At 63.7% G+C, this 13258-nt stretch carries 14 protein-coding genes and 1 pseudogene; 8 read left to right on the forward strand and 7 right to left on the reverse strand.

All coding sequences use genetic code 11. The annotated features are described in order from the left end of the window. Both EN991_RS06725 and EN991_RS06730 read right to left on the reverse strand, forming a co-directional pair. On the reverse strand, nt 1-622 hold a 622-nt coding region (locus EN991_RS06725; protein ID WP_127368429.1), incomplete at its 3' end, for a cation diffusion facilitator family transporter. 127 nt (nt 623-749) lie between these two features. Next, nucleotides 750-1559: a transglutaminase family protein gene (locus tag EN991_RS06730; RefSeq protein WP_127368434.1), complete on the reverse strand. Its 810-nt coding sequence runs from the start codon at nt 1557-1559 to the stop codon at nt 750-752. 312 nt (nt 1560-1871) lie between these two features. On the opposite strand from EN991_RS06730, the gene EN991_RS41640 reads away from it, so the two are divergent. Together EN991_RS41640 and sugE are read left to right on the forward strand one after the other, a co-directional pair. Further along, complete coding sequence (locus tag EN991_RS41640; RefSeq protein ID WP_013528464.1) at nt 1872-1997, forward strand: hypothetical protein; 126 nt, start codon at nt 1872-1874, stop codon at nt 1995-1997. Between the two features lie 205 nt (nt 1998-2202). Further along, nucleotides 2203-2517 carry a quaternary ammonium compound efflux SMR transporter SugE gene (sugE, locus tag EN991_RS06740; RefSeq protein ID WP_013528463.1) on the forward strand — a complete coding sequence of 105 codons (315 nt, stop codon included), beginning with the start codon at nt 2203-2205 and terminating at the stop codon, nt 2515-2517. Between the two features lie 138 nt (nt 2518-2655). Here the strand turns inward: sugE and EN991_RS06745 are convergent, their stop codons facing one another. Then, nucleotides 2656-3084 (reverse strand): DUF6481 family protein, encoded by a 429-nt coding sequence (locus EN991_RS06745; RefSeq protein WP_013528462.1) that lies wholly within the window; start codon nt 3082-3084, stop codon nt 2656-2658. A gap of 278 nt (nt 3085-3362) precedes the next feature. Between EN991_RS06745 and EN991_RS06750 the strand changes: the two genes are divergently transcribed. The 3 genes from EN991_RS06750 (at nt 3363) to EN991_RS06760 (ending at nt 6782) form a co-directional block, all read left to right on the forward strand. Then, the gene (locus EN991_RS06750) at nt 3363-4424 is read left to right on the forward strand and encodes an LLM class flavin-dependent oxidoreductase (protein ID WP_013528461.1); all 1062 of its coding nucleotides are present in this window, start codon (nt 3363-3365) and stop codon (nt 4422-4424) included. A 118-nt stretch (nt 4425-4542) separates the two neighbouring features. Continuing rightward, a complete protein-coding gene (locus EN991_RS06755) occupies nt 4543-5712 on the forward strand; it encodes an AI-2E family transporter (RefSeq protein WP_127368430.1) in 1170 nt (389 codons plus the stop codon). Nucleotides 5713-5780: 68 nt separating this feature from the next. After that, a complete protein-coding gene (locus EN991_RS06760; protein WP_013528459.1) occupies nt 5781-6782 on the forward strand; it encodes an LLM class flavin-dependent oxidoreductase in 1002 nt (333 codons plus the stop codon). 34 nt (nt 6783-6816) lie between these two features. Here EN991_RS06760 and EN991_RS06765 read toward each other — a convergent pair whose 3' ends face one another. Further along, a complete protein-coding gene (locus EN991_RS06765) occupies nt 6817-7836 on the reverse strand; it encodes a LacI family DNA-binding transcriptional regulator (protein WP_127368431.1) in 1020 nt (339 codons plus the stop codon). A 220-nt stretch (nt 7837-8056) separates the two neighbouring features. Between EN991_RS06765 and EN991_RS06770 the strand changes: the two genes are divergently transcribed. Genes EN991_RS06770 through EN991_RS06780 form a run of 3 tightly spaced genes read left to right on the forward strand, consistent with a single transcriptional unit; the run spans nt 8057 to nt 11918 of the window. Continuing rightward, entirely contained in the window at nt 8057-9640 is a 1584-nt protein-coding gene (locus EN991_RS06770) for a sugar ABC transporter ATP-binding protein (RefSeq protein ID WP_127368432.1), read from the forward strand. Further along, on the forward strand, nt 9637-10953 hold the full coding sequence (locus EN991_RS06775; protein ID WP_013528456.1) for an ABC transporter permease: 1317 nt from the start codon (nt 9637-9639) through the stop codon (nt 10951-10953). The genes EN991_RS06770 and EN991_RS06775 overlap by 4 nt, the downstream gene beginning before the upstream one ends. Further along, nucleotides 10950-11918 (forward strand): substrate-binding domain-containing protein, encoded by a 969-nt coding sequence (locus EN991_RS06780; protein WP_013528455.1) that lies wholly within the window; start codon nt 10950-10952, stop codon nt 11916-11918. The genes EN991_RS06775 and EN991_RS06780 overlap by 4 nt, the downstream gene beginning before the upstream one ends. 42 nt (nt 11919-11960) lie before the next feature. On the opposite strand, the gene EN991_RS06785 is transcribed toward EN991_RS06780, so the two are convergent. From EN991_RS06785 to EN991_RS06795, 3 genes and pseudogenes are all read right to left on the reverse strand, one after another. Further along, on the reverse strand, nt 11961-12422 hold the full coding sequence (locus tag EN991_RS06785; protein ID WP_127368433.1) for a MarR family transcriptional regulator: 462 nt from the start codon (nt 12420-12422) through the stop codon (nt 11961-11963). Beyond that, the gene (locus EN991_RS06790; protein ID WP_024502071.1) at nt 12419-13003 is read right to left on the reverse strand and encodes an amino acid synthesis family protein; all 585 of its coding nucleotides are present in this window, start codon (nt 13001-13003) and stop codon (nt 12419-12421) included. Before EN991_RS06790 ends, EN991_RS06785 begins: the two co-directional genes overlap by 4 nt. Beyond that, a pseudogene (locus EN991_RS06795) lies at nt 12996-13258 on the reverse strand (UPF0280 family protein); the annotation flags it as partial. The gene EN991_RS06790 and the pseudogene EN991_RS06795, both read right to left, overlap by 8 nt.

Consider the following 13258-nt stretch of genomic DNA (forward strand, 5'->3'; position numbering starts at 1 on the left):
TCGCGGTTGCGCCAAGGATCAGCCCGATGCCGATAGAGGCGGCGCCGTCGAGCTCCGGCATCTCCAGCAGTTCCGCCGCCAATATGCCGGCGAAAGCGACGATCAGGCCGAGAAGTGCCGCACTGTCCTCGAACAGCACGGTGTAGACGCTCGGATCCTTGCTCGACTGCACGGCCTGCAGCCAGCCTTGCCTGCCCTTCTGCCGGCGAAACTCCTTCAGCGCCACCCACCACGAACTGCCTTCGAACAGGAAGGAAAGGCCCAGAACAATATAGTTTACCTTGGCGTTGGCGACCGGCTCCGGCGCCATGATATGGACCGCGCCTTCGTAGAACGACACGCCGGCGCCCAGCGCGAAGACGAGGAGCGCGACGATGAAGCTCCAGAAGTAGAGTTCGCGGCCGTGGCCGAGCGGATGCGTGCGATCGGCCGGGCGAGCGGCGCGGTGCATGCCGTAGAGCAGCAGGCCGCCATTGCCGGTATCGACCAGCGAATGGACGCCCTCCGACAGCATCGCCGAACTGCCGGTAAAGGCGGCGGCGGCGAACTTGGTCAGCGCGATGGCGAGATTGCCGGCGAGCGCCGCGTAGATCACCTTTTTTGAGCCGCCGTGCCCGGCCATGGCATTTGCCCCCGTTCAAGGCGCAGTCTAGCGGCCAGGCCGCTAAAGCTCCACAGGCATCACACCGCGCGAATGTCGGGTCGTCCACGGCAGCGGCCATGAGAGATCGGTCTATGGAAAACGGCGACTACTCGATGATCTCGCTGGTCCACACCTTGAAGCCGGCAAGCGTTCCCGGGCCGAAAATATGGGTCAGCGGCACGTCGGCGGCGTCGCGGCCGGAGGCGATCAGGATGCGGCCGATGCGCGGTGCATTGTTGCGCGGGTCGAAGACATGCCAGCGGCCGCCGAGATAGACTTCCACCCAGGCGCAGAAATCCATGCTTGCCCATGGCTTCGGCATACCGATGTCGCTGATGTAGCCGGTGCAATAGCGCGTTGGGATGTTGAGCGCCCGGCAGAAGGTGACGGCGAGATGCGCGTAGTCGCGGCACACGCCGCTCCGTTCACGATAGGCTTCCGCCGCGGTGCGCGTCGGCCGTGCATTGCCGTAGTTGAAGACGATGTGGCTGTGGACGAAGTCGCAGACCGCCTGCACGCGCGGAATACCCAGCGGCGTGTTGCCGAACAGCCGCCACGCCTCGTCAGCCAGAAGGTCGCTTTCGCAAAAACGGCTGGGCAGCAGGAACAGCAATGTGTCCGCCGGCAGGTCGCGCACCTCGTGCTGCCAGGCCATCAGGTCGCCCATCTCGAAGGTGCCGGGGTCGCGGATCACCGCGTCGGTGCCGAAGGTGAAGCGCCCGGGCGGCGCGACAAGCCGGTTGCACCAATTGCCGAAACTGTCGCGATAGCTTTCGATCGGCACCGGTGGATTGGAGATCAGGAAATCCGGCCGCTCGAGATCGGAGGCCCGCGAATAGTGCACATTCAGCATCGCGATGAGCGGCGTTTCCTGCGGAAAGTCGAAGCTCATCTCGCAGCCGATGTGGATTCGCATTGTCGTCCTGACGGCCTGCCTGACGATCGCCCGGCGAAGCTCGGGTCGATGCTGCAGTGCGAAAATGACCATGGCACGGACCGCCATGGTTTACGAGCAAATTAGAGCAATTCCAGGAAAAGTGTGAAGCGGTTTTCCATCCGGAATTGCGTCAAAACAAAGAGTTAGAGCAATTCACTGTTTCCGCGAAACGGTGAATTGCTCTAGAAACCGGTTGAAAGCGATCCGCTGTCGGCGGCAACAGTCGCTAACCCCTTGCGGTCGGGCGGTTCTCTTGTTTCACTTGGCTTCTCACATCAGGAGGAACGAATCATGGCTAAAGGTGCGATGAAGGCAGGCAAGGAAGCCCGCAAGCCGAAGAAGGACGCCAAGAAGCCCGCTCCGGCTCCGGCGCTGAAGGCGCCGCCGGTCAAGGCGATGAAGCTCAAGGACAAGTAGGTCCGGCGATCCACTTCGCAATAAGATTACGGCCGGCGACACTTGTTGCCGGTCGCTGTTGCTCGAGCGCCCGAAATTCCTATATTGGCGTGGCGGGGACGACCTCGCACTTCCCCAAATCCGGACGGGACGACCCGCCATTGTTTGACTGATCGTCGGACGCCGAAGTCACTTTTCGGTCCGATGCTCTGATGGAGCGTTGTCGATGTCGTGGATTCTTCTCTTTTTCGCTGGCTTGTTCGAGATCGGCTGGGCAATCGGCCTCAAATACACCGATGGCTTCTCGAAGCTGGTGCCGACCGTGCTGACCGTTGCCTCGATGGTCGTCAGCCTCACTCTGCTCGGCCTGGCGCTGAAGGCGCTGCCCGTCGGCACCGCCTATGCGGTGTGGACCGGCATCGGCACCGTCGGTACGGCACTGCTCGGCATCTGGCTGCTCGGCGAACCGGCCACCGCGATCAGGCTGGCCTGCATCGCGCTCATCGTCTGCGGCATCATGGGGCTGAAGTTCGCCGCCTGACGGTAACGCTTAGGTCTCTTGGTTTGCGCATGTCGTCCTCCCAGAGCCGGGACCAGGGCGACATGCATGGGACAAACACGTTCAGGGCCGCTGCGAGGCGACCCTGATTCTCGAAGCAGATTGCTCCGTAGCCGAGAGCTAGCGGGCGGAGAAGCCCGGAGGCGTCCTGCCGGTACGCTGCTTGCGTGCCGCATAACGCGCGTCACGCTTGGCCTTGCGTTCGGCTTCGTCGGCCAGAAGACGGGCGATGCGCTCGTTCTCTTCGGATTCCCGAATCTTGGCCTCGGCCTGTGCAGCTTCCTCGGCGGCGATACGTGCCGCTTCGGCTGCTGCCTCGCGCTCGGCCTTCTCGACCGCTTCGCGTGCCAGCTTCTCCTGCTTCAGCCGGGCCTTTTCGGCCTCGCGGATTTCGCGGGCCGCAAGGATAGCCTTGCGTTCAGCCTGCCGCGCCAGCACTGCGGGATCATCCGCCGCCGGCTTTGCCTTGAAGCGCTCGAGGAGCGCCTTCTTTGCCTCGTTTGCGGCATTGCGCCGCTCGAAAACGTCTTTTTCCCTGTAGATAGCCAAGTCCACTTCCCTGAAGTCAATTCGCGACGCTTACATACGCGCGAAAACCGAGAGTTCAAGCGCCAAAACGGCATGGCAGCCATGAAATTGTCGGCTGTTGCACTCGGGAGACGCCTTTGGAGCAATTCCAGGAAAAGTGTGAAGCGGTTTTCCGTCCGGAATGGCGACGAAGAGATAGAGCCGAAACCGACATGCACTGTTCACCGTCCGCCCCACTGGCGGCGCGGCTGAGGCGTCGCTACGTCTAGCCCGAAAACCCAACACCAGGATGACATCAAATGGAACTCGGTCTCTACACATTCGCCGACGTCAGCCCGCAGCCGGGCCCCGGTGCCATCGGCCCGCATGAGCGGCTGCGCAACCTGATCGAGGAGATCGAGCTGGCCGACCAGGTCGGCCTCGACGTCTTCGGCCTCGGCGAGCATCATCGGCCCGACTATGCCGCCTCCGCACCGGTCGTGGCCCTGGCCGCGGCGGCCGAGCGTTCGAAGCGCATCAAGCTGACCAGCGCGGTCACCGTTCTGTCTTCCGATGACCCGGTGCGCGTTTTCCAGCAATTTGCCACGCTCGATCTTCTGTCGGGCGGCCGCGCCGAGATCATGGCCGGGCGCGGCTCGTTCATCGAATCCTTCCCGCTGTTCGGTTTCAACCTCGAGGATTATGACGAGCTGTTCGCCGAAAAACTCGATCTGCTGCTTGCCATCCGCGACAGCGTGAAGGTCACCTGGTCGGGCAATCTGCGTGCGCCGATCAACGATCGCGGCGTTTATCCCCGGCCCTTCCAGGACAGGCTACCGGTCTGGATCGCGATTGGCGGCACGCCACAGTCTGCCGCCCGCGCTGGCGCGCTCGGCCTGCCGCTGGCGCTCGCCATCATTGGCGGCGAGCCGGCGCGTTTCGCGCCGCTGTTCGATCTCTATCGCGAAGCCGCCAAGCGCGCCGGCAGTGATCCGGCGGGCCTCGCCACCAGCATCAACGTGCACGGCTTCATCGCCGAGACGACCGAGCAGGCGGCGGACGATTTCTACGGCCCGCAGGCGGAAGTGATGAATCGCATCGGCCGCGAGCGCGGCTGGGGTCCGACCTCGCGGGCGCATTTCGACCAGTCGCGCGGCCCCACAGGCGCCCTGTTCGTCGGCAGTCCCGAGCAAGTGGCTGAAAAGATCGTCGCCCAGCACAAGATCTTCGGCAATGACCGCTTCCTGCTGCAGATGGCGATCGGCACCATGCCGCATGCCAAGATCATGAAGGCGATCGAACTCTACGGCACCAGGGTGGCGCCGATCGTTCGCAAGGAAACAGCCAAGCCCGCCACAGCCGTCACGTCGCCGGCAGCCTGACCCGGAGCCGGCGCGAGCGGCCTCAATCCCGAAGCCGGCTCATGGAACCCTCGCCAGTAACTCTGCGTTTCATGGAGGCGATTGCCGTGCGAAGGGGCGCCGGCTTGAGGGGGTGACCATGAAAACCGAACCCACAGCCTGGGGTCAGGACATTTCCGATGAACCGGATTCGCGCGTCGCGGCTCGCGCCGACACGCGTCTGATGCGCTCGTTGCTGATCGGCATCTTTCTGTTCATGGCCATCTACGCGCTCTACTTCGCCCGCGCCTTTTTCATGCCAGTGCTTCTGGCTTTCCTGCTGGCGCTGACGCTGACGCCGATCGTCCGACTGCTGCGCAAGCACGGTATCCCGGAAGTGATCTCGGCAACCCTTCTGGTGCTGTTGTCCCTTTGTGTGTTCGCCACCGCCGGCTATCTGCTCAGTGGCCCGATCATCGATCTTATCAACAACACCTCGTCGATCGGCCAGAAGCTCACCGAACGGTTGGCGCAATTGCGACAGCCGCTCGAGAAGATCATGCAGATTTCGCATCAGATCGAACAGCTGACCGAGACCTCGCAGGAGTCGGGCATTCAGAAGGTGGCGGTAGCGCAGTCCGGCATCCTGTCGGCGGCCGCCAGCAACATCCTGTCGGCGGGAACAGGCCTCACCATCATCTTCGTGCTGTCGCTGTTCCTGCTCGCCTCCGGCACGATGTTTTATGAAAAGATCATCCAGTCCTTCGCCAGCCTCAGCGAAAAGAAACGGGCGCTGCGCGTCGTCTATGACGTCGAACGCGAAATCTCGCACTATCTGCTCACCGTCACGATCATCAATGCCGGCCTCGGCACGGTCATCGCTCTCGGTCTTTGGGCGCTCGGCGTGCCCAATCCGCTGGTCTGGGGCGTCGCTGCCGCCCTGCTCAACTTCCTGCCCTATGTCGGAGCACTGATCACCATCGTGCTTGTCACGGTCATGGCGTTGATCAGCTTCGATACCATCTTCTACGCGCTTCTGGCGCCGGCCTTCGTGATCTTGTGCGACATCGTCGAAGGCCAGTTCGTGACGCCGATGGTGGTCGGCAGGCGCCTCGAGATCAACGCCGTGGCGATCTTCATCGCCATCGCCTTCTGGTCATGGCTGTGGGGTTTCGTCGGCGCCCTGATGGCGGTGCCGCTGCTGGTCGTCATCAAGGTGTTCTGCGATCATTTCGATGGGCTCAGCCATGTCGGCAATTTTCTCGCCGCGCAGCACGCGGTTGTCGTCGAGGAGGACGACATCGCCGACCCCGAAGCTGTCAAAGGCTGATCAATATTTTTGAATTTGCGGCGCCGCCGGATGCTTCCTACATGCGGTCCTGACACAGGATCCCACCCATGACCGACCTTTCCGTTCTCGACCTGTCGCCGATCGTCGAAGGCAGCGATGCCTCGCAGTCGCTGGCCAATTCGCTCGATCTTGCTCGCCATGCCGAGCGCCTGGGCTACAAGCGTTTCTGGCTGGCCGAGCATCACAACATGCCGGGTATTGCCAGTGCCGCCACAGCCGTCGTCATTGCCCATGTCGCCGGCGGCACCAAGACCATTCGTGTCGGCGCCGGCGGCATCATGCTGCCCAACCATTCGCCGCTGGTGATTGCCGAGCAGTTCGGCACGCTGGCCGCATTGCATCCGGGCCGCATCGATCTCGGCATCGGCCGGGCGCCCGGCACCGACATGGGTACCGCCCGCGCCTTGCGCCGCAATCTCGAGGCCGGGGTCGACAATTTCCCGCAGGATGTCGTCGAGTTGATGGGCTATTTCCAGCCGGCCGAGGAAGGCCAGCGCATCCGTGCCGTGCCCGGCGAAGGCCAGGGCGTGCCGGTCTGGATCCTCGGCTCCAGCCTCTACGGCGCGCAGCTTGCCGCCATGCTCGGCCTGCCCTATGCCTTCGCCTCGCATTTCGCGCCGGCGGATCTGGATCACGCCCTGGATGTCTACCGCTCGCGCTTCCAGCCCTCCGAGCAGCTCGACAAACCGCATGTCATGCTTGGCCTCAACGTCTTTGCCGCGCCCACCGATGCCGAGGCTCGTTTGCTGTTCACCTCGCTGCAACAGGCTTTCGTCAATCTGCGCACCGGCCGTGCCGGCCGGCTGCCGCCACCTGTCGAGAACTATGACCGCGATCTCGATCCGATGGCAAAGACCATGCTCGGCCAGGCATTGTCCTGCGCCGTCGTCGGCTCCCCGGAAACGGTGCGGCAAGGCATCGATGCCTTCGTGCGCCGCACCGGTGCCGACGAGCTGATGGTCACCGCGCAGATTTTTGATCATGCGGCGCGGGTACGGTCGTTCGAGATCCTGGCCGAGGCGCACAAATCGCTGTCGCAGGCGGCCTGACAAGTCCTGACAGGAATATACGCTGGGCGAAAGACTACGCGCTCACGCTCTGCGCAATCGCCCCGAGCGGGCGACAGGAATTGCGGATCATCAGCCGACCCTTGAGCAAAAGCTTGCGCGGCGGCGCGTCCCTGTTGCCGGCGAGACGGTCGAGAAGCAGATTGGCCGCTTGTTCGCCGATCGCCTGCACCGGCTGCGCGACGGTGGTCAGCTGCGGCTGAAACACGTCGGACCATGGAAAGTCGTCGAAGCAGGCAACCGAAATGTCTTCCGGGCAGGACAGGCCGATGTCGCGGATCGCCTTCATGGTGCCGATCACCATCGGGTTGTTGGCCGAGAAGATCGCGCTTGGCCGATCGTGCGAGGACAGCATCTGCATGGTCGCGTTGTAGCCGTCGATCTCATGAAAATTGCCGAAGCGGATCAGCTCCTCCGCGATCGGCAGGCCGGCGGCGTGAAGCGCCTCGCGATATCCCGCCATGCGGTCATGCATCGGCGAAATGTCCGACGTGCCGGTGATGTAACCGATGCGCCGGTGGCCGAGATTGATCAGATAGGTGATGGCGTCGAACACCGCGCGCTGGTTGTCCAGCACCACGGCATCGGTGTCGACGCCTTTGCAGATACGATCGAGCAGCACCACCGGCATGTTGGCGTCGTCGACGATCCGCTTGAGGATCGCGCCGTCGCCGACGCGCGCCACGATCAGCCCGTCGACCATGCGATCGAGCAGCAGCTTGATCTGATCGTCCTGGGTGTTCAAATCCTCGTCCGTGCAGCACAGCATGACGGCATAGCCGGCCCGGTCGAAGGCCTGCTGGATGACCGAGACGACATCGGTGAAGAATGGGTTGGTGATGTGCGGCACGGTCAGTCCGATCGTGCGGGTCGTGCCCATCTTCAGGCTGCGGGCGATCGCGTTGCGCTTGTAGCCGATATCGCGGATCGCCTGTTCGATGCGCTGGCTAAGCTCCGGACTGACCGTCGCCGTGCCGTTGATCAGCGCCGAAACGGTGGCGACAGAAACACGCGCCGCTTCAGCCACATGAAGCATGGTGGGCGCGGTGGATTTCCGGTGTTTTTTTTGCCCTGATGCTGTCATTTTCGAAACGTTTCGCCACCCTTGCCGGCCAATACGTACGGAATCCTGTCCTTTTTAGCAAGAATCGAAATGCAGTAAACATGCGGCACCTCATATCAGCTTGACATGATCGAAACGTTTAGATTAGCGTTTGCGGGAAGTTGACGAGGACGGAAGGGAGGCCGCCATTGTCATGCGAGAGAGCAGTTCCCTTTCCCCGCAGCACGGCGCTGCCGATCGGTCGGACACCGTTCTGAGCGCCGAGCATATTTCCAAGAGCTTCGGCGGCATCGCCGCCCTGGTCGATGTCGGCTTCGAGCTGCGGCGCGGCGAGGTTCATGCCTTGATGGGCGAGAACGGCGCCGGCAAGTCGACGCTGATGAAGATCCTCTCCGGCGTCTACACCGGCTATGAAGGCACGGTCAGCGTCGATGGCCACCCTGTCAATTTTGCTGGCGTACGCGACGCCGAGGATGCCGGCATTGCCATCATTCATCAGGAGCTCAACCTGGTGCCCGAACTCAGCGTCGCCGACAACATCTTCCTTGGCCGCGAGAAGCTGATCGCCGGGCTGATTGTCGACCGCAAGGCAAGCAGCCGCGCGGCGGGCGCTTTGTTGCAGCGGCTCGGCATCGAGCTCGATCCGCAAGCCCGCGTCGGTACCCTGCGTGTCGGCGAGCAGCAGCTGGTCGAGATCGCCAAGGCGCTGTCGATGTCGGCACGCATCCTGATCATGGACGAGCCGACCTCGGCGCTGTCGCCGGCCGAATGCCAGCGGCTGTTCCGCATCATCCGCCAGCTTGCCGAGAGCGGTGTCGCCATCGTCTACATCTCGCACCGCATCGACGAGGTCATGCATCTGGCCAGCCGCGTCACCGTGTTTCGCGACGGGCGCCATGTACTGACCGAGCCGATGGCCAGGCTGGACGAAGATGCGATCATTTCGGCGATGGTCGGACGCAACCTGCTCGCTTCCTCCCAGGAAGAGCGCCACTCCGGCGGCAACATTGTGCTTTCGGTCGAAAACCTGTCGCTGTCGAAGCCCGATGCGCATGGCTGGCGCACGGTGATCGACGGCGTTGGCTTCGATCTTGCCGCCGGAGAGATCCTCGGCATTGGCGGGCTGCTGGGTTCGGGCCGAACCGAGATCCTGGAGGCGATCTTCGGCTCGAGCGATGGCCGCACCGGTGGCGAAATCCAGGTCGACGGCCGGCCTGTGGATATCCGTTCGCCCCGCGACGCAAGGCGGCTGGGCATTGCACTGGTCACCGAGGACCGCAAGACGCAAGGCCTGCATCTGCAGGCTTCGATCGCAGACAATGTCGCGCTGCCGCTGGTCGGGTCGCTGGCCCGCTTCGGCATCCGCTCGCTGGCCTCCGAGCAGGGGCTGGCGCGGCAGGCGGTCAAGGCGCTCGGCATCCGCTGCCGGGACATCGACCAGCCTGCCGGCACGCTGTCCGGCGGCAACCAGCAGAAGGTCGTCATCGGCAAGTGGCTGGCGACCAGGCCAAGGGTGCTGTTGCTGGACGAGCCGACGCGCGGCATCGATGTCGGCGCCAAACGCGAGATCTACGACCTGATCTTCAAGCTGGCGCGCGATGGACTGGCCATCGCCGTCATCAGCTCCGAACTGCCGGAGCTTTTGCATCTCTCCGACCGCATCCTGGTGATGGCCGATGGCCGCCAGACAGGCATTCTTTCCCGCGATGCGGCCAGCGAGGAGGCCATCATGCGTCTCGCCGCCCCGCGCAGGACCATATCGAGACCAGCCGCATGACTGCCCTGAAACTCCTGTCCCGTACCAAGCTCTATTGGGGCCTGATCGCCATCTTCCTGATCGGCGTGCTGGGCTCGCCGATGAGTTCCAAGGGCAACAACATCTTCCTCTCCTACGGCAACCTGCTCGACGTGCTGCGCCAGGTCTCGACCACCGGGCTGATCGCCACCGGCATGACGGCTGTCATCATCACCGGCGGCATCGATCTCTCCGTCGGCTCGCTGATGGCCATCTGCTCGGTGGTCTGTGCCATGCTGCTGACGGTCCCAGGCGTGACGCCGGGCGTCGTGCTGGGCGTGCCGACCGTCGCGCTGGTGGCGCTTTGCCTCGGTTTCGTCGTCACCCGCTTCATCTTCCAGAACCTGGCAAAGTCCCGTGCCGGCGCCGATCTCGTCCGCGAGATCAGGCTGGACGGGATTCGCGGCCTGATCACGCCCGCCGTCGTCGGCGTGGTCTTGTGCTGCCTGTCGCTGTGGTTTCTGCTGCCGCAGATCGAGCCGAAATTCGGCGTGCTCGGCGTGCTGCTGGTGGCGCCGTGCGTTGGTTTGCTGTTCGGCGCGCTCAACGGCTTCATCATCGTTGCCGGACGGCTGCAGCCCTTCATCGTCACCCTGGCTATGATGGTGACGGCGCTCGGCATCGCACGGCTGACCGCCGGCCAGAACAATGCGGTGCTGCCGGTCTATACCGGCTCCAACGCCACCGCCGATTTCGAGATCCTGCGCTCGCTGGTGTTCGGCATCATCCCGATGCCGGGCCTGTTCTTCCTCGGCGCCATCGTGATCTACGGCGCGGTGCTGCGCTTCACGCCGTTCGGCCGCTATGTCTATGCCATCGGCGGCAACGAGGAGGCGGCGCGCCTCTCCGGCATCGCCGCCGGCCGCGTCAAGATCGCCACCTATGCCGTCTCCGGGCTGCTCGCCGGCATTGCCGCCGTGCTCTATGTCGCGCAGTACCGGCAAGGCAAGCCGGATGCCGGCGCCGGGCTGGAGCTCGACGCCATTGCCGCTGTGGTCATAGGCGGCACCAGCCTGATGGGCGGGCGCGGCAGCCTCATCGGCACGTTCTGCGGCGTGCTGATCTTCGGTCTGCTCTCCAACATCCTGCAGCTCCACAACATCAATTCGAACCTTCAGCTGGTGCTGAAGGGGATGATCATCATCGGCACCGTGCTCGTGCAGGAGCGCAATGCCGGTGATCTCCTGGCCTATCTGCGCCTGCCCGGCGGGCAATCGGCGCACAAGGAAACGGCCGCGGCAAAGCGGCCGTCGCAAGAGACACCGTCTCTCAATCTCGGAGGAAACAAAAAATGAAACGACGTGACATGCTGAAGCTTGCCGCCGTGACCGCGGCACTGCTGACCACCACCGCGCTGCTGACCACCGGCAATGCCTATGCCCAGGACAAGAAGTGGAAGATCGGCTTCTCGCAGGTGACGACCATCGAGCCCTGGCGCGCGCAGTTCAACAAGGACATCCTGGCCGAAGCCGCCAAGCACCCCGAGGTCGAGCTGATCATCACCGACGGCGAGGACAAGACCGAAAAGCAGGTCGCCGATGTCGAGAACCTGATCCGCCAGGAGGTCGATGCGCTGTTGGTGTCACCGAAGGAATCGGCCGGCCTGACCGGCGTCGTGCAGCAGGCGATCGACGCCAAGATCCCGGTCTTCGTGCTCGACCGCAATGTCGACACCAAGGACTACACGCAGTTCGTCGGCGGCGACAACGCGCTGATCGGCCGCGCGGCCGGCGAATATGCCGTCGAACTGCTGGGCGGCAAGGGCAAGGCTGCAGGCAACGTCGTCGAGATCTGGGGCGGCATGGGCACCCAGCCGGCGCATGACCGCCATGACGGCTTTCACGAATTCACCGACAAGGAGCCGGGCATCAAATATCTGCTCGACCAGCAATCGGGCGACTGGAAGCAGGACCAGGCCTACAATCTGATGGCCAACGCGCTGAAGAGCAACGAGAAGATCGATCTCGTCTACGGCCACAACGACCCGATGGCCTATGGCGCCTATCTCGCCGCCAAGGATGTTGGCCGCGAGAAGGACATCAAGTTCATTGGTATCGACGGCCTGCCCAATGAAGGCGTGCAGATGGTGAACAAGGGCGAGCTGACGGCGACCTTCACCTATGTCACTCCCGGTGCCGAAGGCCTGCGCCAGGCGATCAAGTTCCTCAACGGCGAGAAAGTCGAAAAGACCATTACCCTACCAACCGAGAAGATCACCAAGGAAAACGCCGCCCAGGTGCTGAAGGACAACGGCCTCTGAGGCAAACTTCCTGCCGGGTGCCTCCTTTGGCGCCCGGCGGGTCTAAGCCAGCTTCACCAGCAGCTTCATGAAGGTGGCGATCTCCTTGGCCGAGAGCGGCGCCAGCGTCTCCTTTGTGATCTCGCGCGCCGGCGGGATCAGGCGCTCGATGGCATCGCGGCCTGCCGCGGTCAGATTGACCAGCAGCCGTCTTTTGTCGACCTCGTGCCTGGAAAGCTCGACCAGGCCGCGCGCCTTCAGCCGGTCGATGACGCCCTTCACCGTCGCCGCATCCATAGCGATCAGCGTGCCGAGCTGGTTCTGCGAGGTCTCGCCGACGTCACGCAGCTTGGCCAACGCCGCGAATTGCGGCGGCGTCAGATCGCCGATATGCGCGGCAAAGATCGCGACATGGCGCTGATGCGCCTTGCGCAGGATGAAGCCGACCTGCTCCTGCAGCAGGTAACCCTGGTCGTCCGGCGCCTCGACCTCGACCAGCTTGAGCAGATTGTCCTCGCCGCTCACCGCAGCCCATCCCAGGCTTTGATGTCATCGGCCGCGAGACCACCCATGCGATCGTGGATGCGCGGGCCACAAGTCATGGCGAGGCAGAACAGGATCTCGTCGGGGCGCGGACCATCGGACATGCCGACTTCCATGGCGTCGAAATGGCTGCGCACATAGGCGGCGTTGATGTGGCCGAGCGGCACGTCGAGCTTCGAACCGAAAGCGCCGACCTTCTTGGCCGACGGCACGATCGCCTTGGCGTCGCCGAGCCGCTCGCGCATGGCGTAGCCGCCGGGCACATGCCAGAGCGCGCCGTGTTCCAGCTCACCTGCGGTGCCGACAATGGCGCCTTTGCCGTAGCCGTCGATCTGCTTGACGTCGCCGCCGAGCGCCGCGATCAGCCGGTCGGCGAGCAGCAGGCCGAGCGGCTTGAGATCGTCCATGGCGCTCTGCAGCTCCTCGACATAGCGCCCGGCGAACGGGTTCTTTACCAGCGCCATGGCGGCGGCACGGCGGCGCGGCACCTTGGCCACCGGCCCGCCCTCGTGAAAGATCTCTTCGGTCAGAACCGCGATCTTGCGGATCGGAAACTCAGGCATGGGCAACTTCCTCCCTCGAAGTTTCGTTGGGCGCGGCCAGCGCAACCGAGCCACTGATGCGGATCTCGCCGCCGAGAAACAGCGCCGACCCGGCAATAAGCCCCCGCCGGCGAAAATCTTCGGCGACGGCAAGGCCATTGTCCAGCGCGCGCGCCACTTCGCCAAGGGCAAGCGTGCCGACGCCTTGCGTCACCAGCCGCGAGCCGAGATCGCTGTCGGGCGCCAGTTCGTGTGCGGAAATGCGCTTGATGGCGG

It is taken from the genome of Mesorhizobium sp. M7A.F.Ca.US.005.03.2.1 (assembly GCF_003997795.1).
Classification (GTDB): domain Bacteria; phylum Pseudomonadota; class Alphaproteobacteria; order Rhizobiales; family Rhizobiaceae; genus Mesorhizobium; species Mesorhizobium ciceri.

Excerpts from the sequence above, each read along its gene's own strand:
- EN991_RS41640 (WP_013528464.1), top strand. The coding sequence starts at position 1,872 with ATGGCTAAAGGTGCGATGAAGGCAGGCAAGGAAGCCCGCAAGCCGAAG.
- sugE (WP_013528463.1), top strand. The coding sequence starts at position 2,203 with ATGTCGTGGATTCTTCTCTTTTTCGCTGGCTTGTTCGAGATCGGCTGG.
- EN991_RS06755 (WP_127368430.1), top strand. The coding sequence starts at position 4,543 with ATGAAAACCGAACCCACAGCCTGGGGTCAGGACATTTCCGATGAACCG.
- EN991_RS06730 (WP_127368434.1), bottom strand. The coding sequence starts at position 1,559 with ATGCGAATCCACATCGGCTGCGAGATGAGCTTCGACTTTCCGCAGGAA.
- EN991_RS06775 (WP_013528456.1), top strand. The coding sequence starts at position 9,637 with ATGACTGCCCTGAAACTCCTGTCCCGTACCAAGCTCTATTGGGGCCTG.
- EN991_RS06750 (WP_013528461.1), top strand. The coding sequence starts at position 3,363 with ATGGAACTCGGTCTCTACACATTCGCCGACGTCAGCCCGCAGCCGGGC.
- EN991_RS06760 (WP_013528459.1), top strand. The coding sequence starts at position 5,781 with ATGACCGACCTTTCCGTTCTCGACCTGTCGCCGATCGTCGAAGGCAGC.
- EN991_RS06780 (WP_013528455.1), top strand. The coding sequence starts at position 10,950 with ATGAAACGACGTGACATGCTGAAGCTTGCCGCCGTGACCGCGGCACTG.
- EN991_RS06765 (WP_127368431.1), bottom strand. The coding sequence starts at position 7,836 with ATGCTTCATGTGGCTGAAGCGGCGCGTGTTTCTGTCGCCACCGTTTCG.
- EN991_RS06770 (WP_127368432.1), top strand. The coding sequence starts at position 8,057 with ATGCGAGAGAGCAGTTCCCTTTCCCCGCAGCACGGCGCTGCCGATCGG.
- EN991_RS06790 (WP_024502071.1), bottom strand. The coding sequence starts at position 13,003 with ATGCCTGAGTTTCCGATCCGCAAGATCGCGGTTCTGACCGAAGAGATC.